The organism is Acerihabitans arboris, from assembly GCF_010131535.1.
Classification (GTDB): domain Bacteria; phylum Pseudomonadota; class Gammaproteobacteria; order Enterobacterales; family Enterobacteriaceae; genus Acerihabitans; species Acerihabitans arboris.
In genome coordinates, this window is the sequence record NZ_WUBS01000014.1 from 168,152 (window position 1) to 187,390 (window position 19,239).

Consider the following 19,239-nt stretch of genomic DNA (forward strand, 5'->3'; position numbering starts at 1 on the left):
CGGCATTTAGAGAAACGCAACTCCATTCGCGTGGTGTCCGGCGGTAGAAGACTGGATAGCGACGCGGCCTTACGACGAGGTTTTCCATGAAGAAAGATATCCATCCGAAATACGTAGAAATTACTGCAACCTGTTCTTGCGGTAACGTTATCAAGACCCATTCCACCCTGGGCCACGATCTGACCCTGGACGTTTGCGGCGCCTGCCACCCGTTCTATACCGGTAAACAACGTGTTGTTGATACCGGCGGACGTGTTGATCGCTTCAACAAACGTTTCAGCGTTCCGGTTAGCAAAAAATAATTGCCTGACCGACAACACAACAATCACCGAGCGTGACTTTTGCTGTTTAACGAAGCCCTGGCCGAAAGGTCGGGGCTTCGTTTTTTTTAAGCGCCGGGAGAATGATTTTTTCTGCCGGGGCCGGGGGTATCGGCCGGCCATGATGACAGCTGAAGCGCCTGCCTTTATTTTCCCCATCCGGTGTAAAGAGAATGGGCTGGTATTTAGGGGCTAAAAGTATTAAGATTATGGTTCATTTAAATATGCATAATGAATGCTTTATGTAACTATTAATGGGCATTTAAAATTGTTATTAATAAACTTGACGCAATATTCATATAAGATAAAATTTTAGTTAAAAATTACTGATAATATATATTTTTTATTTCTGTTAAATCACATTGCATCCTTATCAAAAAAAGAAGGCTTCACCTCAGTTGGAGTTGTAATATTACGACTTGGCAAATGCCAAGATGGTTGATTAAATATGAACTGCAAAAAATCTAAGCTGATAGTGTGCCTGGATAATAATTGCGGGCGTTTTATACAAAATTAAATATTCTAATTGAAAATTGGTCATGCCGACTTTATAAATGACTTAGTGAGTAAATTCAATAAATTCAGCTGAGTTCCTTGCCGTGGCATGGGTTGATATGAACACAAAATATTGAAATGATTAGCAACGGAGGCTAAGGCCACCCGTCGTTAAAAATGCTTACGCAGTAACGAAAATATAAGTATTAATATGTGATCATTATTTTTTAATACATGAATTCCAATGCATTATCAAAACTTAATTCTTGAGGATAAGACATATGATCTACCCTGCAAATATTCTGAAGACTGTAATGCTTTTTATCCTGTTGGCCGCAACTCCTTTAATCTCCCGCGCCAGTGTACAATGCACTCACTTGCACAGTCATTCCCATGATAAGCAATTATTTTGCCTTAAATCGAACTTTGTTGCGGCGGATATGCTGCTCAATGATGCCTATAAAAATCTCATGGCTAAAATGGCCGATGTCCCTGCCGATCGGGCGTTACTTAAAGTAGCGCAAAAAAGCTGGATAAAATTTCGGGATGATGACTGCACATTTGGTGCCGTGACCCATGCTGGTTCAGGGAATCGTGCGTCGATCGGTGCCATGAGCTGTAAATTAGAACGAACTAAAGAGCGAATTGAACAACTGAAGAATATGATTGACTGTCCGGCTGATTATTTCTTCTGCCCGATGAATTGAACCCTGCGTGAGCCATGTTCATTAGATGATGCGCAATTTTTAGCGTGTTTGTTTAATATAGTGGAATTATCGAGGGAATGATTCGCCATCCAGCAGCCCTTGAACCGCGCCGCTGAGGATCCATCATGATAATTTCATGGCAGCGTGAAGGGGAAGGGCGCCTTCGGCGGCGTTAGGTCAGCAAATCGAACGGCGTTTAACCCGTTGTTGAATCAGTATGCTTCGTTGCGCCGGCCTTAATATTGCCGGTTTGCGGCGATTTTATCTTTTTTAATATCCTGGCCGCCTCGTGATGACATCGTACCAACGCGTAATATAGTGCGCTGCAGCCGTAGGCATCGGTGGCCTTTGCATCGATATCCGACCGGCCGGACAAGCATTTTATCGTCAGGGCAAAACCGTTGATAGCGGCGCAATGTAACGGGGTCCATCCATCGCCCTGGCGCACATTGACCTTAATCTCCGGCTTGGCCAACAGCAGTTCGACTAAATGGGTATTACCGTGGATTGAGGCAAAATGCAGCGCAGTCCAGCCTTCGGCCTGGGCGGCATTAACGTTGATATCCGGCAGGGTAAGCAGTCGTTTGGCTATCTCCGTCTGAGAAAACGCCAGGGCGGAATGCAAGGTTGTCCAGCCCAGGCCGTCGGCGGAATTATAGTTAATGCCAGGCGCTTCCAGCAGCAGGTGGGCTATGGCGGTAAAACCACCCCTGACCGCGTATTGCAAAGGAATACAGCCGTCGTTATCGCGACGGTTCACATCCATGCCCGGCGCTTTCAGCAAAAGTCGCACTATCTCTGTCCTTTCCCTGAAAATGGCCAGATGCAAGGGTGTATGGCCATGGGCATCGGCGGCATTAACATCAATATCGGGCAAATCCAGCAGCATCGCGACCGTCGCCATATAGCCATCGATAATCGCGTAATGCAGCGGGGTGCATCCCAATTGGTCGGCCGCGTTGCAGGCAATGCCCGGCGTCGCGAGCAGTTGGGCCAAGGTGGCGCCAAGATGGGCAGGCACGAGGGCGGAGAAAGGTGAGAAATCATTGGCATCGTCGTTACAACCGCCCGACTCCGTTCTCGAGAGGGTTGTCGCAATGGTGGAAGTGCGGCCCATGCCGGCGGCATAATGCAAGGCGGTCGCGCCGCTGCTATCGGCGGCATTGACGTCAACGTCTGCCCTTTCCAACAGCAGCTTCAAGGAGGCGTCATGACCGAACGTGGCGGCGCAGTGCAGCGCGGTCGACCCATGCCTGCTGCTGGCGTTGATATTTATCCCGGGTTGGGCAATCAGTCGTGCAATAAGCGCGGAGCTGTCCCGCAGGACGGCAAAATGCAGAGCGCTTAAGTTGTACCGATCGGCAGCATTAATATCCAGTCCCGGCAGCGCAAGCAATCGATCGACGATGGCGGGATGATTAAATCGCACCGCCTCCATTAACAACGTCCGGCCATTAGCCGGTTCGGCTAATGTCGTAATGTCCATATCCATATCGCGACAAAAGCGCACCACCCGCTTATCGCCCCGGCGAATTTGCGCAAAGATTTGCCGCTCCTGCGACGAGCGGCTTGCCCGACGAAACGCTAAGCGCGCCGCGTCCCGGTTCGTATCGCTCAAACGCGACATGGTGAGTAAGTCCGTGATGTCCAGGTGGCTGAAAATATGCGCCTTCAACTCCCAGGGCAGCGAAGTAAAACCCTGCGTGGAAGGCGTGCCGACATTAGCTACGGATGAGATGTTGTTGACTAATGATGGACTATCGGCGCGGTCGGCAAGCGTTCGTCGTTCAGCATTGACGCTATTATAGCCGCGACCGCCTGATAAGATCTCCGGCCGAAGTCCCGTCGATACAACCCTGTCAGCCAGGGACCGGTTTGTTTTGGATGACGATGTGCAGAAAAGCGGGGATGGCCGGTTAACGGGAAAAATGCCGCCGGGTGATATACGCAGGGGAATAGGATTCATAGCGGAAAGCCTCATGGATGACAGGCTTTTATCATAAAGGCTGGAGACGGGAAATCAGCGTTTTTTTATCGCATGCATAAAGTTATTGCCGGAAAATCAATGCGCTGGCCGCCTGGGCTGGCGTAGGCGGCCGTGCCGGCAGCAGGTATTGCCGGTGAGGCGCGGCGGTGGCGAATGGCGGTAGCGCGGACCCTGTTACCACGCGCCGCCTTCATCTGGCCGGGCTTAATATTCCCAGGTATCGGGATCGATACCCATTTCTCGCATCAGATCCTTGGCCGCTTCCGGGATTTCGTCGCTGCGCTCTTTGCGCAAATCGTTATCGTCGGGCAGGGGCTGCCCGGTAAAGGCATGCAGGAATGCCTCGCAAAGCAGCTCGCTATTGGTTGCATGCCGCAGATTATTGACCTGTCGCCGGGTTCTTTCGTCGGTAAGGATTTTCAGAACCTTCAGCGGAATGGATACCGTGATTTTTTTAACCTGCTCGCTTTTTTTACCATGTTCAGCATAAGGGCTGACATACTCGCCTTTCCATTCCGCCATGGGATACCTTAACTCTCATCAAATGAATATAATATGCTAAAAACGAGCAGATTATGCCGTAACTGTCCGCTTCCAACTACCACATGACCGCTTATTTTGCGACTTATCAACTTTTCCTATCACAGCGCCCTCGACCCGGCGGGACGGCTGCGGTAAAAGTGAGTTAGATTTTAACACTTAAAACCCGCATAATTTTAGCTGTTATTAATACATTGCTCAATCTATACGCAAAGAAGTTTAGATGTCCAGATGTATTGACGTCTATCCTCAGGCGGTTTACTCTTTGACCTCCATACTCCAGCACACAGTCAGGATGCGACTACATGACGCGCAAGCAGGCCACTATCGCAGTTCGCAGCGGGTTAAATAATGATGAACAGTTCGGCTGCGTCGTTCCCCCTATAACGCTTTCCAGCACCTATAACTTTACCGATTTTAACCAGCCGCGCGCCCATGATTATTCACGGCGCGGCAACCCGACCCGCGATGTGGTGCAGCGCGCGTTGGCCGAGTTGGAAGGCGGCGCGGGCGCGGTCATGACCAGCAGCGGCATGTCGGCGATCCATTTGGTTTGCACCGTATTTCTGCAGCCCGGCGATCTGCTGGTGGCGCCGCATGATTGCTACGGCGGCAGTTATCGCCTGTTCGATAGCCTGAGCAAACGCGGCGCCTATCGGGTAAAATTTGTCGATCAGGGTGATGAGCGGGCGTTGCTGGCGGCGTTGGATGAAAAACCCAAGCTGGTGCTGATAGAAACTCCCAGCAACCCGCTGCTGCGGGTGGTGGATATTGCCGCCATCTGCCGGGCCGCCCACCGGGCGGGCGCGCTCTGTGTGGTGGATAATACGTTTATGAGCCCGGCGTTGCAGCTACCGCTGACACTGGGCGCCGATCTGGTGGTGCACTCCTGTACCAAATATCTAAACGGGCACTCCGATGTCGTGGCCGGCACGGTAATTTCCAAAGACGCTGCGCTTGCCGTCGAACTTGCCTGGTGGGCCAATAATATCGGCGTAACCGGCGCCGCCTTCGACAGTTACCTGTTATTGCGTGGGCTCCGCACCCTGGCGCCGCGTATTCGCCAGCAGCAAAGCAACGCCCTGGATATCGTGGCCTATTTACAGCAACAGCCGCTGGTGAAAAAGCTGTATTATCCCGGGCTGGCGGAAAATCCCGGTCATGAAATCGCCTGCCGCCAGCAAAAAGGATTCGGCGCCATGCTCAGCTTTGAGGTGAACGGTGATGAATCCGTGCTGCGGCGCTTTTTGGCCAGTCTGGAATTGTTCACCCTGGCCGAATCCCTCGGCGGCGTGGAGAGCCTGATTTCCCATGCGGCTACCATGACCCATGCGGGCATGGCGCCGGAGGCGCGCGCCGCCGCCGGTATTTCAGAAACGTTGTTGCGCGTGTCCGTGGGCATCGAGGACAGTGAAGATTTAATTGCCGATCTGGAACAGGCTTTCCAGGCGGCGGCGAAGAGGTAGGTATGAGTGCTCTGGGAACGACGGTACGCTTGGCCGGCAGGCAACTGCACAAATTTGGCGGCAGCAGCCTGGCCGATGTGAAGTGTTACCAACGGGTCGCGGGAATTATGGCCGACTACAGCCAACCCGGTGATTTGATGGTGGTGTCCGCGGCGGGCGCCACCACCAACCAGCTGATCGGCTGGCTTAAGCTAAGCCAGACCGATCGTCTTTCCGCGCATCAGGTGCAGCAGACCCTGCGCCGCTACCAGCAGCAGTTGTTTACCGGCCTGTTGCCGCCCGAGCTGGCGGATCCGATGATGGCGGAATTTATCCGCGATCTGGAGCGCCTGGCGGTACTGCTGGACGGAAAAATAACCGATGCCGTCTATGCGGAGGTCGTCGGCCATGGCGAAATCTGGTCGGCGCGTTTAATGGCGGCGGTACTCAACTGCCAGGATATCGATGCGGTGTGGCTGGACGCGCGTAATTTCCTGCGTGCAGAACACGCCGCCCAGCCACAGGTTGACGAGGGGCGTTCCTGGCCCTTGTTGCAGCAGTTGTTGACCCAGTACCCCAACAAGCGTCTGGTGGTGACCGGCTTTATATGCCGCAACCAGGCGGGGGACACGGTACTGCTTGGACGCAACGGCAGCGACTATTCCGCGACCCAAATCGGCGCGCTGGCCGGAGTGGCCCGCGTGACCATCTGGAGCGACGTGGCCGGGGTCTACAGCGCCGATCCGCGCAAGGTAAAGGACGCCTGCCTGCTGCCCCTGCTGCGGCTGGACGAAGCCAGCGAGCTGGCGCGCCTGGCGGCGCCGGTGCTGCATACCCGCACTTTGCAGCCGGTGTCGGGCAGCGATATCGATTTATTACTGCGCTGCAGCTATCAGCCCGAACAGGGTTCGACGCGCATCGAGCGGGTGCTGGCTTCCGGCACCGGCGCGAAAATCGTTACCAGCCATGATGATGTCTGCCTGATCGAACTGACCGTTGGGGCGCAGCATGATTTTACCCTGGCGCAAAAAGAACTCGACCTGGCGTTAAAACGCGCGCAGATCAAGCCGCTGGCGGTGGGTGTTCATCGCGATCGGCGCCTGTTGCAGCTGTGCTATACCTCCGAAGTGGTCAACAGCGTATTCCTGACGCTGAGCCAGGCGGCGTTGCCCGGCGAGCTGAAGCTGCGCGAAGGATTGGTGCTGGTGGCGATGGTTGGCGCGGGGGTAACCAAAAATCCGCTGCACTGCCACCGTTTTTACCAGCAGTTGAAATACCAGCCGGTGGAATTTTTCTGGCAGGCGGAGGACGGCATCAGCCTGGTGGCGGTATTGCGCATCGGTCCCACCGAACATGTGGTGCAAGGCTTGCATACGTCGCTGTTCCGCGCGGAAAAGCGCATTGGCCTAATCCTGTTCGGCAAAGGCAATATCGGTTCACGCTGGCTGGAGCTGTTTGCCCGTGAACAGGAAAGCCTGTCGGCGCGCACCGGTTTTGAGTTTATTCTTAGCGGCGTGGTGGACAGCCGGCGCAGCCTGCTCAGTTATGACGGGCTGAACGCCAGCCGGGCGCTGGCCTTCTTTAATGATGAAGCCGTCGAGCAGGAACCGGAAGATCTGTTTTTGTGGATGCGCGCCCACCCTTATGATGATTTGGTGGTGCTGGATGTCACCGCCAGCGAGTCGTTAGCCGGCCAATACCTGGATTTCGCCAGCTATGGTTTTCATGTTATCAGCGCCAATAAGCTGGCGGGCGCCTCCAGCGGGGATAATTACCGCCAGATCCGCGACGCCTTCGCCAAGACCGGCCGTCACTGGTTATATAACGCCACCGTGGGCGCGGGCCTGCCGGTTAACCATACGGTGCGCGATCTGCGCGACAGCGGCGACAGCATTTTGTCCATCAGCGGCATTTTTTCCGGTACCCTCTCCTGGCTGTTTTTGCAATTCGACGGCACGGTGCCTTTTACCGAACTGGTCGAGCAGGCCTGGCAGCAGGGTCTGACCGAACCCGATCCGCGGGTGGATTTATCCGGCCAGGACGTGATGCGCAAGCTGGTGATCCTGGCGCGTGAGGCCGGTTATGAAATAGAGCCTAACCAGGTACGGGTGGAATCGCTGGTATCCCCCGACTCGGTGCTGGGATCGGTGGATCAGTTTTTCGAGGATGGCGACGTCCTTAATGAACAAATGGTCCAGCGCCTTGGGGCGGCCAACGAAATGGGCCTGGTATTGCGCTATGTGGCACGTTTTGACGCCAATGGCAAGGCGCGGGTCGGCGTGGAGGCGGTGCGTGCCGAGCACCCGCTGGCGTCGTTGCTGCCCTGCGATAATGTGTTTGCCATTGAAAGCCGCTGGTATCGTGATAACCCGCTGGTAATCCGCGGGCCGGGCGCGGGGCGGGATGTCACCGCCGGCGCCATCCAGTCCGACTTAAACCGCTTGGCGCAGTTGTTATAAATAAACCCTGCCGGGCAAATATTGCCCGGTTTTCTCCCGCCTCTGTTTAAATCCAAACCCGCACTGTCTTTATCGCACTCATTAATTTTACCGAATATGACTTCGGCTTAAAATCTGCATTGCTTATTATCAAATGGCATATATATAAAATTATATCTTTTGTATCATGAAGACAAAACTTTACTTACCTCAAGCGGACAAGCGTTTATTGATAAATGAGTTAGGTGGCGTGTATCATTTAATTTATTTTTCCATGCATGGGAAAGCGTTATTCAATTTTATAAAAATTTTCAAAAGAAAATATTGAGAATGCTAAGTAAAATACCTGCGGTCTGTGTCGAAGAACAACATTCACTTTCCAAGCCAAAAAATTATTCAATGGTAAATAGTTATTCCTATATGACCTCATTGATTGACGTTAGGAAAAGTTGTTCCTCGTGAGCGTTAATAAGCTACCTGCGGAAATCATAGGACATAATCTGGAGAATTTATCATTGGAATAAATAGTACGCGTAGCCAAAGGCCTCAACGGGTTTTTGGGCGAAAGCAAAACGTATTGTTGACATTATGGATAAGAAGCAAAGGACCGAGTTGATATTCAAAGTAGTCTCGAACGATGACTGTATCGCTTCCAGTGTCATAAAATAAATGGGTGTAAATATGAGAAGCATGGTCAATGAAATAACGGGCGATACTATTTTGCACAGGGCCATATTTCATCGTAAAGAAAACATTATAGGCCAGCTTCTTAAAATGGAAGGCGTTGATATCAATGCCAGCGATAGAGATGGCGTTACGCCTCTTTGCGTCGCTGTCTCTGGCGGACAAATTTCCACCGTGGTAAAATTTCTTCATTGCCCTAATATCATAATCGATATTGGTGATTCCATTAATGAAATCCCCTGCATACATTTTGCTATAGCAGGGAATTACCCTGATATAGCCACTGAAATGGTTAATTCCGGGCTATGTGATATCAATAAGCAGGATAAATACGGCGTAACAGATCTGCATGCCGCGGCTGTAAATGGATATAAAGAAATTGTGCGAATTTTAATCAAGCATAGAGATGTCAATATCGATTGTGCTGATGAAAATGGCGAGACGGCGCTAATGTATGCCTTTTCCGCACAGGAATATGATATTGCCAAAATATTGATGTCTACAGCCGGCGTCAATTTCAAAGAAGAGAATAATGTGGGTAGCTCTTTATTGCATTTTGCCATGCTGCATAAAAAAGGGGACAAAATTATAGTTAATGCCCTGCTGGACAGAGGGCTTGACGTAAATAAAAGCCTCCCTTCGGGGCATACACCCTTGCATATTGCGGCAGCGAGGGGTTTCAGGGCTGGTGTGGAAGCATTGCTCCTTGATCCTTATATTAAGGTTAATCTCCGTGACGGTAATAGCTTAACCCCACAATTAACCGCGAAATTATACCATCATGACGCTATAGCCCAGTTATTCCAAAGAAAAACACGCCAAAAAGTCATGACCGCTGAAGAGTTTTTATATACATTGAAACGACATGGCCAGCTTGCCCGGGCCATAAGCATGATGCTTCTTCCTTTCCCGGGCATGGGTTATTTACTATAGTGAATTTTTTTCATAATGCGTGAAGATTACTCCCCAACTTCGCGCACGATTTTGTTGACTACACTAACGATTTCAGTCAAATTCTATTTAGACGTCTAAACGTATAGACGCGCATAAATAGGCTGCCGGGTGCATTACCAGCGGCCTAAAACCATCAGTGAACATCCACACGCGTCATGAGGAAAAGGTATGAGTTTTTTTCACGCCAATCAGCGGGAAGCCCTGAACCAAAATCTGGCCGAATTACAGGGCAATATCAACGTCTCGTTTGAGTTTTTTCCTCCGCGCACCGGTGAAATGGAACAGACGCTGTGGCAGTCCATCGACCGGCTAAGCGAACTAAAACCGACCTTTGTCTCTGTGACCTATGGCGCCAACTCCGGCGAGCGCGATCGCACCCATGGCATCATCAAGGACATCAAGGAGCGCACCGGCCTGGACGCCGCGCCCCACTTGACCTGCATTGACGCCACGCCGGACGAGCTGAAAAAAATCGCCGAAGACTATTGGCACAGCGGCATCCGTCATATCGTGGCGCTGCGCGGCGATTTACCCCCCGGCAGCGGCGCGCCGGCCATGTATGCCGCCGATCTGGTGACACTGCTGAAGAAAGTCGGTGATTTTGATATTTCCGTGGCCGCGTATCCCGAGGTACACCCGGAGGCCAAAAGCGCGCAGTCGGATTTGATTAACCTGAAGAAGAAGGTGGACGCGGGCGCCAGCCGGGCGATTACCCAGTTCTTTTTCGATGTGGAAAGCTACCTGCGCTTTCGCGATCGCTGCGTGGCCACCGGCATCGATACCGAGATCGTGCCCGGCATCCTGCCGGTCTCCAATTTTAAGCAGCTGCAACGATTTGCCGCGATGACCAATGTAAAGGTTCCCAGCTGGATGACCAGCATGTTCGAGGGGCTGGACAATGATGCCGAGACCCGCAAAATGGTCGGCGCGTCCATTGCCATGGATATGGTGAAAATCCTCAGCCGGGAAGGAGTAAAAGATTTCCATTTTTATACCCTTAACCGCGCCGATCTCACTTATGCCATCTGCCATACCCTCGGCGTCAGGCCGCAGGTAGCGTCCGCTTAGCCTATGGTCCGGGCCGCCCGCTATAGCCGACCATAAAAAACCGGACCCTAACAGGTCCGGTTTTTGGTTATTGATTGCCACACTGTGCCGGCTCGCTTTACCAGCCTGGGTGCCGCCATAGCGTCCTAGCCGGTATTGCGCATTCCCGCCGCCACGCCGGCGATAGTGACCATCAGCGCCTGCTCCACCCGCGGGTCCGGGTGTTCCTGCTGGCGCGAGCGGTGCAGCAGTTCGGCCTGCAGCACATTCAGCGGGTCGGTATAGACATTGCGCAGCGCAATGGATTCCGCAATCCACGGCAGGTCGGCCATCAAATGATCGTCATTGGCAATGGTCAGCACCACGTTGATATCATCCGCCAACTGCTTACGCAGCTGTTTTCCCAGCGGCCAGAGCTTTTCGTCCACCAGACGCTGATCGTAATATTCCGCCAGCCACAGATCCGCTTTGGCAAACACCATCTCCAGCATGCCGATGCGAGTCGAGAAAAACGGCCAGTCGCAGCACATGGCTTCCAACTGATCCTGTTTGCCCTCTTCCACCGCTTTTTGCAACGCCGCGCCGGCGCCCAGCCAGGCGGGCAGCATCAGGCGATTTTGCGTCCAGGCGAAAATCCACGGAATGGCGCGCAGGCTTTCCACGCCGCCGGTGGGGCGACGCTTGGCCGGGCGGGAGCCCAGCGGGAGTTTGCCCAATTCTTGCTCAGGAGTTGCCGAGCGGAAATAAGGCACGAAATCGGGGTTTTCTCGCACATAGCCGCGATACATATTACATGAGGTGGTCGACAGGTCGTCCATCAATGAACGCCATTCCTGCTTCGGTTCCGGCGGCGGCAGCAGGTTGGCTTCGAGGATCGCGCCGGTATACAAGGCCAGGCTGCTGATGGCCACTTCCGGCAGGCCGAACTTAAAGCGAATCATCTCGCCCTGTTCGGTGACGCGCAGGCCGCCCTTCAGGCTTCCCGGCGGTTGCGACAGCAGGGCCGCGTGGGCCGGCGCGCCGCCACGGCCGATGGAGCCGCCGCGTCCGTGGAATAGGGTAAGGGCAATGCCGGCTTTTTCGCAGGTTTTAATCAGGGCGTCCTGAGCGCGGTATTGGGCCCAGGAGGCGGCCATCACGCCGGCATCCTTGGCTGAATCGGAATAACCGATCATCACCATCTGCCGGCCCTGGATAATGCCGCGATACCAATCGATACCCAGCAGTTGGCTCATCACGTCATCGGCGTTGTTTAAGTCATCCAGCGTTTCAAACAGCGGCGCCACCGGCAGGATGAACTGGCAGCCGGCTTCCTTAAGCAACAAATGCACCGCCAGCACGTCGGAGGGCGTCTTGGCCATCGAGATAACATAGGCGGCGATGGAGCCTTCCGGCGCGTCGGCGATAACCCGGCAGGTATCCAGCACTTCGCGGGTCTCGTCGCTGAGCTGATAGTGGCGCGGCAACAGCGGACGTTTAGAGTTCAGTTCACGAATCAAAAATGCCTGTTTATCGCTTTCCGACCAGCTTTCATAATCACCTAATCCCAGGTAGCGGGTCACTTCGCTTAAGGCTTCGGTGTGACGGGTGCTTTCCTGGCGTACGTCAATACGCACCAACTGTATGCCGAAGCATTTAATGCGCCGCAGGGTATCCAGCAACTGGCCGCTGGCAATGATGCTCATGCCGCAGGCTTTCAGCGATTCGTAACACGCAAACAATGGGTTCCAAAGCTGATCGTTGTGCTCCAGCAGATCCGCCGGAGGAAGTACCAGCTCACCCCGAAGTTTCGCCGACAGCCAGCTCTGGGTGCTGTTCAACTGGGCGCGCAGCCGCTTCATGATTACCCTATAGGGTTCCTGTATATCATCTCCGCCGGCCAGCGCCCGTAGCTCCGGGGTACATTCCGTCATCGAGAGTTCCGATACCAGCACCTGGATGTCGCGCAGGAACAAATCGGCGGCTTTCCAACGGCTTAACAGCAATACGCGGCGGGTGATATCGGCGGTAACGTTGGGATTGCCGTCGCGGTCGCCGCCCATCCAGGAGGTAAAACGCACCGGCACGTTCTCGACCGGCAGTTTATAACCGAACACCGTTTCCAACTGCTCGTTCAGCTCGCGCAAATATTGCGGCACGCCTTCCCACAGGCTGTTTTCCACATTAGCAAAACCCCACTTGGCTTCATCCACCGGGGATGGGCGATTTTTGCGGATTTCGTCGGTATGCCAATATTGGGCCACCAGCTGGCGCAGGCGGCGCATAATCTGTTTACGCTCATAGCCCGCCAGATCGCTGTGATCCAGCTGTTTCAGGCAGCTGTTGACTTCGACCATCATATGGATCAGGGTACGGCGGGCAATTTCAGTCGGGTGGGCGGTTAATACCAGCTCGATTGACAACGATTCCACGGCGGCGCGGATATCTTTATCGTCCAGCGCTTTATTTTCCTTCAGGCGGGCAAATACCTTGCCGAGTCCCTCGGGGTTATTCGCCGCTTCGCCATGGGGGGAGATCACATGGAATTGCTCCGCGGTATTGGTCAGGTTCAAAAACTGACTGAACGCGCGGGCAACGGGCAACAGCTCGTCATTGGATAAATTCTGTAACGTGGAAAGCAGTTCCTGGCGATGGGCTTCGTTACCCGCACGGGAGGACTTTGACAGCTTACGGATGGTCTCCACCTTATCCAGGATATTCTCGCCCATCGCATCTTTTATGGTGTCGCCCAGAAGCTTCCCGAGCATACTAACGTTGCTTCGCATTGCCGAATATTGTTCGTTCATAAGGACCCTGATCCAACTCACCTGAAAATTTATTTCACCCGAATGACGTAAATCACCCACCGTTATCTAGCCATGTATCCATTCATTCGTCAAATGACATCAATTCACGCCATAAAACATCGTATTCGCGTCAATTCGTGAAAGTTAATAACATGTATTGATTATAAGAAATACTTATCGCAGCAGGCGTAAAAACGCCGTTTAGGCCGGATTTAATCCAAATCAACCCCCGCCGGACGGGGGAGGAAAAGTAAAGGGTTATCATTGCAGGCAAAAATGTCGTACCACCTGGGAAATCAATTCCCTTGTCGGTTTAATAAAGGCGGTATCGATATATTCATCGGGCTGGTGGGCCTGTTTTATGGAGCCCGGCCCTAATACCAGCGTGGGGCACAACTGCTGGATAAACGGCGCCTCGGTACAGTAATTGACCACCTCGGTGTTGACGCCAAGCAATTTTTCCACCACGGCCACCAGGCGATGATCCGCCGGGCATTCATAACCGGGGATGGGCGGATGCAGGGCGTCAACGGTTAATCGCCCCGGCCAGCGCGCGCTTACCGGCGCCAGCGCTTCGGTCAATAACCCGTCCAGATCGCCGAGCGTCAGGCCGGGCAGGGGGCGGATATCCATATGCAGCTCGCAGCAGCCGCAAATGCGGTTGGCGGAATCGCCGCCGTGGATATGACCGAAGTTCATGGTGGGGTAGGGGATGTCAAACGCCGGATGATGGTAACGCTCCTGCAACGTATTGCGTAGTATCATCAGGTGGGAAATCGCCTCGTGCATCAGTTCGATGGCGTTGACGCCCAGGCTCGGGTCGCTGGAATGGCCCGACTGGCCCTGGATACGCACCGCATTGGAGATATGGCCTTTATGGGCGCGCACCGGCTGCAGGGAAGTGGGTTCGCCGATAATGGCGCAATCCGGGCGCAGCTGGCTGGATTGGGCAAAATAACTGGCCCCCGCCATACTGGTTTCTTCATCGGCGGTGGCGAGGATATATAATGGCTTTTGCAGATTGCTGATATCAATATCGCGCAGCGTGTCGAGGATAAAGGCAAAAAAGCCCTTCATATCGGCGGTACCCAGGCCGTAAAGTTTGCTATTTTCTTCGGTTAGGGTAAAGGGATCCCGCGTCCAGCGCCCGTCGTCGAAGGGGACGGTATCGGTATGTCCCGCCAGCAGCAGGCCACCCGCGCCGCTGCCGATGCGGGCCAGCATATTAAATTTATTACGCGTGTCCGGCACCGGCTGGATCTCAACCTGAAAGCCCAGCGTCGTGAACCAGCCCGCCAGCAAATTGATTAATGCCTGATTACTCTGATCCAGGGCGCTGTCGGTGGCACTGATGGACGGAGTGGCGATCAGGGCGCGGTACAACTCCATAAACGGGGGTAATTTTGTCTTCACTGTTGACAGCCTTTAGTTTGGATAGTATCAATATTCATGCAATAATAGTGAATAAAAATACACTAACGTTGAGCGGAAAGTAAACGGATACTTACCAGACTACTACGCTTGACCTCGCGGGTGAACAGCGAATAGTGGCTTAAGCGATGACTTAAGCGACAAATAGCCGCTGGAGATCCCTTCTCGTCGTGATAGCAAATCAAGAAGGTGAACAAAAGTCATGCTGAATACGCTGATTGTCGGTGCCAGCGGATATGCCGGAGCTGAGCTGGCGGCTTATCTTAACCGCCACCCGCATATGAACATAACCGCTTTGGCGGTTTCAGCGCAAAGTGCGGATGCCGGCAAATTACTTTCCGAACTGCATCCCCAGCTTAAAGGGGTGGTCGATTTGCCGCTGCAGCCGCTGACCGATGTCGCTGGACTGGCGAAAACGGTGGACGTGGTGTTTCTCGCCACCGCCCACGAGGTCAGCCACGATCTGGCGCCGGCATTCCTGGCCGCCGGCTGCGTGGTGTTCGATCTCTCCGGCGCATTCCGGGTTAACCAGGCGTCGTTCTACCGCCAGTATTATGGTTTTGAACACCAGCATGCCGACTGGCTGGCAAAAGCGGTCTACGGCCTGGCGGAATGGCAGGGCGAGGCGTTGAAGCAGGCGCAGCTGATTGCCGTGCCGGGCTGTTATCCCACCGCGTCCCAGCTAGCGCTCAAGCCTCTGGTCGACGGGGGGCTGCTGAACGACGCGCAGTGGCCGGTGATCAATGCCGTCAGTGGGGTAAGCGGCGCGGGCCGTAAAGCTTCGCTTAACACCAGCGTCTGCGAGGTCAGCCTGCAGCCCTATGGCATCTTTACCCACCGCCATCAGCCGGAAATCACCGCCCATCTGGGTATCCCGGTGATCTTTACTCCCCATTTAGGCAATTTCCCCCGCGGCATCCTGGCCACCATCACCTGCCGGTTAAAGGCGGGCGTCACGGCGGGCGATATTGCCGAGTGCTATCACAATGCCTATCACGATAAGCCGCTGGTGCGGCTGTATGATAATGGGGTCCCGGCGCTGAAGGCGGTCGTGGGACTACCCTATTGCGATATCGGCTTCGCGGTGCAGGGCGAACATTTGATCGTGGTGGCCACCGAAGATAATTTATTAAAAGGGGCGGCCGCGCAGGCAGTACAATGCGCTAATATCCGCTTTGGTTTTGCACAAACGCAGGCGCTTCTTTAACGGCTGGCAACGAGGTATAAAAAATAATGAATCCGTTAATCATAAAACTGGGTGGCGTATTACTGGATAGCGAAGAGGCGCTGGAACGCTTGTTTTCCGCGTTGGACAGCTATCGCGCGCAGCATCAACGTCCATTATTAATTGTCCACGGTGGCGGCTGCCTGGTGGATGAGTTAATGAAAAAGCTGGCCCTGCCGGTAACCAAGGTCAACGGCCTGCGGGTAACGCCGGCGGACCAGATCGACATTATCACCGGCGCGCTGGCCGGCACGGCGAATAAAACCCTGCTGGCCTGGGCAAAAAAACATGCCATCCCGGCGGTGGGGTTATGCCTGGGCGACGGCGACAGCGTTAACGTCACCCCGCTTGATGAAAAACTCGGCCATGTCGGCAAGGCGCAGCCGGGTTCGCCGGTATTGGTAAATACCCTGCTTGGTGCCGGTTACCTGCCGGTTATCAGCTCCATAGGCATCACCGCCGAAGGCCAGCTGATGAATGTGAACGCTGACCAGGCCGCCACCGCCCTGGCCGCTACCCTGGGCGCCGACCTGATTTTATTGTCCGATGTCAGCGGCATACTCGATGGTAAAGGCCAGCGCATCAACGAGATGACCGCCCATAAAGCGGAGCAGCTGATAGCGCAGGGGATTATCACCGACGGCATGATAGTCAAGGTCAACGCGGCGCTGGATGCGGCCCGCACGCTGGGACGTCCGGTGGATATCGCCGGCTGGCGGCACGCGGAGCAATTGCCGGCGTTGTTCAACGGCGAATCCATCGGCACCCGCATACTCGCTTGATTCCATTAGCATGATATCGCCTGGACAGGTATTTTAGTCATTCAATAGGGTGAAAATACCCAAGCGCATGTTCAGCAGTATTTCCACGGGGCCGCCGGTTCTGGCGCCCCCGCCATCATTATTGCGTGGGCGCATGCGACGAGTGCGCCCGCATCAACCCGCATCAAATAGTTAACGGAGCACGGTTATGGCACTTTGGGGTGGACGGTTCAGCCAGGCGGCGGATCGGCGGTTCAAATCATTCAACGACTCGCTGCGCTTTGATTACCGGCTGGCGGAGCAGGATATTATCGGCTCGGTGGCCTGGTCTAAAGCGCTGGTCACCGTCGGCGTGCTGACGGTGGAGGAACAGCTGCGTCTGGAAGAGGCCCTGTCTTTTCTCCTGGAGGAGGTCGGCGCCGCGCCTGAATCCATCCTGGCCAGCGATGCCGAGGATATCCATAGCTGGGTCGAGCAACGCCTGATTGAGAAAGTCGGCGACCTGGGTAAAAAACTGCATACCGGACGCAGTCGCAACGATCAGGTGGCCACCGATCTCAAGCTATGGTGCAAGATGCAGCTGTCCGAACTGCTAAGCGCCGTGCGGCAGTTGCAAATCGCGCTGGTCGTCACCGCCGTGGCCAACCAGGACGCGGTCATGCCGGGATATACCCATTTACAGCGTGCCCAGCCGGTGACCTTTGCCCATTGGTGCCTGGCCTATGTCGAAATGCTGGCGCGCGACGAAAGCCGCCTGCAGGATACCCTGAAACGTCTTGATGTCAGTCCGTTAGGCTGCGGAGCGCTGGCCGGCACCGCTTACCCCATCGATCGCGACCAACTGGCCGGCTGGCTTGGTTTTGCCACCGCGACCCGCAACAGCCTGGATAGCGTGTCCGATCGCGACCATGTGCTGGAACTGCTGTCCAATGCCGCCATCAGCATGGTCCACCTCTCGCGTTTTGCCGAAGACCTGATTTTGTTCAACAGCGGTGAGGCGGCGTTTATCGAATTGTCCGATCGGGTCACCTCCGGCTCGTCCCTGATGCCGCAAAAGAAAAACCCTGATGCGCTTGAGCTTATCCGCGGCAAGTGCGGCCGGGTTCAGGGCGCGCTCACCGGCATGATGGTGACGCTGAAAGGCCTGCCGCTGGCGTATAACAAGGATATGCAGGAAGACAAGGAGGGCCTGTTCGACGCGCTTGATACCTGGCTGGATTGCCTGCATATGGCCGCGCTGGTGCTGGAAGGGCTGCAGGTGAAGCGTGCGCGTTGCCGCGAGGCTGCGCAGCAGGGCTACGCCAATGCCACCGAACTGGCCGATTATCTGGTCGCCAGGGGCATCCCGTTCCGCGAGGCGCATCATATCGTCGGCGAGGCGGTCGTCGAGGCCATCCGCCAGGGCAAAGCCCTGGAAGCGCTGGAACTGGCTGAGCTGCAGGCGTTCAGCCCGGTCATTGGCGATGATGTTTATCCGGCCCTGTCGCTGCAATCCTGCCTGGACAAACGCTCGGCAAAAGGCGGCGTTTCGCCGCAGCAGGTGGCGCTAGCCACTGCCGAGGCGAAAAACCGGTTGGCATAAATATCAGGCGGGTTGCAGTAAAAACGCTTCCAGCTCCTCGCTGCCGCCGATATGGCGCCCGCCGATAAATACCTGCGGCACGGTGGAGCGGCCGGTTACCGCGCGCAGGCTGACGGTGGTGGCATCTTTACCCAGCGAGATTTCCTCATACTGGATACCGCTGTCGCGCAGCATCTGCTTGGCTTTGGCGCAGAACGGACAGCCAGGTTTGGTAAACAGCGAGACGGATTCCTGCACTTTGCATTCCGGCGCCAGGTAACACAGCATGGTGTCGGCGTCGGAAACTTCGAACGGGTCGCCCGGTTTGTTCGGTTCCACAAACATTTTTTCCACTACGCCGTCGCGTACCAGCATCGAATAACGCCATGAGCGCGGGCCGAATCCCAACTCGGCTTTTTCCACCAACATGCCCATGCCTTTGGTAAATTCACCATTGCCATCGGGGATAAAGGTAATATGCCCGGCGTTTTGATCGGCCTGCCAGGCGTTCATGACAAACGTATCGTTAACCGAAACACAGACGATGCTGTCCACGCCATGTTTGTGGAATAAGCCGGCCAGCTCATTGTAGCGCGGCAGATGGCTGGAGGAACAGGTTGGCGTAAAGGCGCCAGGGAGGGAGAATACGATGACCGTTTTATTCTTGAACAGTTCGTCGGAAGAAATATCAACCCAGTTATCATCCTTACGGGTGTGGAAGGTAACCGATGGGACTTTCTTGCCTTCATGACTACTAAACATTGGCGAACCCCTTAACAGAAAAAGAAAAATGACTTTCACAGCTTGTCATACAGCTCGGGGGTTATTATTAAGATTAACTATTGATAGGGATAATCG

Annotated in this window: 14 protein-coding genes; 9 read left to right on the top strand and 5 right to left on the bottom strand. The window is 54.5% G+C overall.

The genetic code is table 11. The features are described 5' to 3' along the window. Window positions 1-86: 86 nt before the first annotated feature. Entirely contained in the window at window positions 87-302 is a 216-nt protein-coding gene (rpmE, locus tag GRH90_RS19220; RefSeq protein ID WP_162367573.1) for a 50S ribosomal protein L31, read from the top strand. Between the two features lie 794 nt (window positions 303-1,096). Then, on the top strand, window positions 1,097-1,522 hold the full coding sequence (locus tag GRH90_RS19225) for a lysozyme inhibitor LprI family protein (protein WP_162367574.1): 426 nt from the start codon (window positions 1,097-1,099) through the stop codon (window positions 1,520-1,522). A gap of 196 nt (window positions 1,523-1,718) precedes the next feature. Here the strand turns inward: GRH90_RS19225 and GRH90_RS19230 are convergent, their stop codons facing one another. Then, a complete protein-coding gene (locus GRH90_RS19230; RefSeq protein WP_246236147.1) occupies window positions 1,719-3,149 on the bottom strand; it encodes an ankyrin repeat domain-containing protein in 1,431 nt (476 codons plus the stop codon). A gap of 564 nt (window positions 3,150-3,713) precedes the next feature. After that, complete coding sequence (gene metJ / locus GRH90_RS19235) at window positions 3,714-4,031, bottom strand: met regulon transcriptional regulator MetJ (protein ID WP_162367576.1); 318 nt, start codon at window positions 4,029-4,031, stop codon at window positions 3,714-3,716. Window positions 4,032-4,354: 323 nt separating this feature from the next. On the opposite strand from metJ, the gene metB reads away from it, so the two are divergent. From metB to metF, 4 genes are all read left to right on the top strand, one after another. Continuing rightward, the gene (gene metB / locus GRH90_RS19240) at window positions 4,355-5,515 is read left to right on the top strand and encodes a cystathionine gamma-synthase (RefSeq protein ID WP_162367577.1); all 1,161 of its coding nucleotides are present in this window, start codon (window positions 4,355-4,357) and stop codon (window positions 5,513-5,515) included. A 2-nt stretch (window positions 5,516-5,517) separates the two neighbouring features. Next, window positions 5,518-7,953, top strand: a complete 2,436-nt coding sequence (locus GRH90_RS19245; RefSeq protein WP_162367578.1) for a bifunctional aspartate kinase/homoserine dehydrogenase II — start codon at window positions 5,518-5,520, stop codon at window positions 7,951-7,953. Window positions 7,954-8,622: 669 nt separating this feature from the next. Continuing rightward, a complete protein-coding gene (locus GRH90_RS19250; RefSeq protein ID WP_162367579.1) occupies window positions 8,623-9,549 on the top strand; it encodes an ankyrin repeat domain-containing protein in 927 nt (308 codons plus the stop codon). Window positions 9,550-9,738: 189 nt separating this feature from the next. Further along, window positions 9,739-10,638: a methylenetetrahydrofolate reductase gene (metF, locus tag GRH90_RS19255; RefSeq protein WP_162367580.1), complete on the top strand. Its 900-nt coding sequence runs from the start codon at window positions 9,739-9,741 to the stop codon at window positions 10,636-10,638. Between the two features lie 125 nt (window positions 10,639-10,763). Here the strand turns inward: metF and ppc are convergent, their stop codons facing one another. Further along, on the bottom strand, window positions 10,764-13,403 hold the full coding sequence (gene ppc, locus GRH90_RS19260; protein WP_162367581.1) for a phosphoenolpyruvate carboxylase: 2,640 nt from the start codon (window positions 13,401-13,403) through the stop codon (window positions 10,764-10,766). 261 nt (window positions 13,404-13,664) lie between these two features. After that, the gene (gene argE, locus GRH90_RS19265; RefSeq protein ID WP_162367582.1) at window positions 13,665-14,816 is read right to left on the bottom strand and encodes an acetylornithine deacetylase; all 1,152 of its coding nucleotides are present in this window, start codon (window positions 14,814-14,816) and stop codon (window positions 13,665-13,667) included. Window positions 14,817-15,036: 220 nt separating this feature from the next. On the opposite strand from argE, the gene argC reads away from it, so the two are divergent. The 3 genes from argC to argH all read left to right on the top strand — a co-directional run bounded on the left by argC (window position 15,037) and on the right by argH (window position 18,402). Further along, entirely contained in the window at window positions 15,037-16,041 is a 1,005-nt protein-coding gene (argC, locus tag GRH90_RS19270; protein WP_162367583.1) for an N-acetyl-gamma-glutamyl-phosphate reductase, read from the top strand. A gap of 23 nt (window positions 16,042-16,064) precedes the next feature. After that, entirely contained in the window at window positions 16,065-16,841 is a 777-nt protein-coding gene (argB, locus tag GRH90_RS19275; protein ID WP_312857204.1) for an acetylglutamate kinase, read from the top strand. 187 nt (window positions 16,842-17,028) lie between these two features. Further along, window positions 17,029-18,402 carry an argininosuccinate lyase gene (argH, locus tag GRH90_RS19280; RefSeq protein ID WP_162367585.1) on the top strand — a complete coding sequence of 458 codons (1,374 nt, stop codon included), beginning with the start codon at window positions 17,029-17,031 and terminating at the stop codon, window positions 18,400-18,402. 3 nt (window positions 18,403-18,405) lie between these two features. Here argH and GRH90_RS19285 read toward each other — a convergent pair whose 3' ends face one another. Further along, the gene (locus GRH90_RS19285) at window positions 18,406-19,143 is read right to left on the bottom strand and encodes a glutathione peroxidase (protein WP_162367586.1); all 738 of its coding nucleotides are present in this window, start codon (window positions 19,141-19,143) and stop codon (window positions 18,406-18,408) included. Window positions 19,144-19,239: the final 96 nt, after the last annotated feature.

Bases quoted from the DNA above. Each gene is read 5' to 3' on its own strand.
- GRH90_RS19225 (WP_162367574.1), top strand. From the start codon at position 1,097: ATGATCTACCCTGCAAATATTCTGAAGACTGTAATGCTTTTTATCCTG.
- metB (WP_162367577.1), top strand. From the start codon at position 4,355: ATGACGCGCAAGCAGGCCACTATCGCAGTTCGCAGCGGGTTAAATAAT.
- ppc (WP_162367581.1), bottom strand. From the start codon at position 13,403: ATGAACGAACAATATTCGGCAATGCGAAGCAACGTTAGTATGCTCGGG.
- GRH90_RS19230 (WP_246236147.1), bottom strand. From the start codon at position 3,149: ATGTCGCGTTTGAGCGATACGAACCGGGACGCGGCGCGCTTAGCGTTT.
- argC (WP_162367583.1), top strand. From the start codon at position 15,037: ATGCTGAATACGCTGATTGTCGGTGCCAGCGGATATGCCGGAGCTGAG.
- rpmE (WP_162367573.1), top strand. From the start codon at position 87: ATGAAGAAAGATATCCATCCGAAATACGTAGAAATTACTGCAACCTGT.
- GRH90_RS19285 (WP_162367586.1), bottom strand. From the start codon at position 19,143: ATGTTTAGTAGTCATGAAGGCAAGAAAGTCCCATCGGTTACCTTCCAC.
- GRH90_RS19250 (WP_162367579.1), top strand. From the start codon at position 8,623: ATGGTCAATGAAATAACGGGCGATACTATTTTGCACAGGGCCATATTT.
- argH (WP_162367585.1), top strand. From the start codon at position 17,029: ATGGCACTTTGGGGTGGACGGTTCAGCCAGGCGGCGGATCGGCGGTTC.
- metF (WP_162367580.1), top strand. From the start codon at position 9,739: ATGAGTTTTTTTCACGCCAATCAGCGGGAAGCCCTGAACCAAAATCTG.
- metJ (WP_162367576.1), bottom strand. From the start codon at position 4,031: ATGGCGGAATGGAAAGGCGAGTATGTCAGCCCTTATGCTGAACATGGT.
- GRH90_RS19245 (WP_162367578.1), top strand. From the start codon at position 5,518: ATGAGTGCTCTGGGAACGACGGTACGCTTGGCCGGCAGGCAACTGCAC.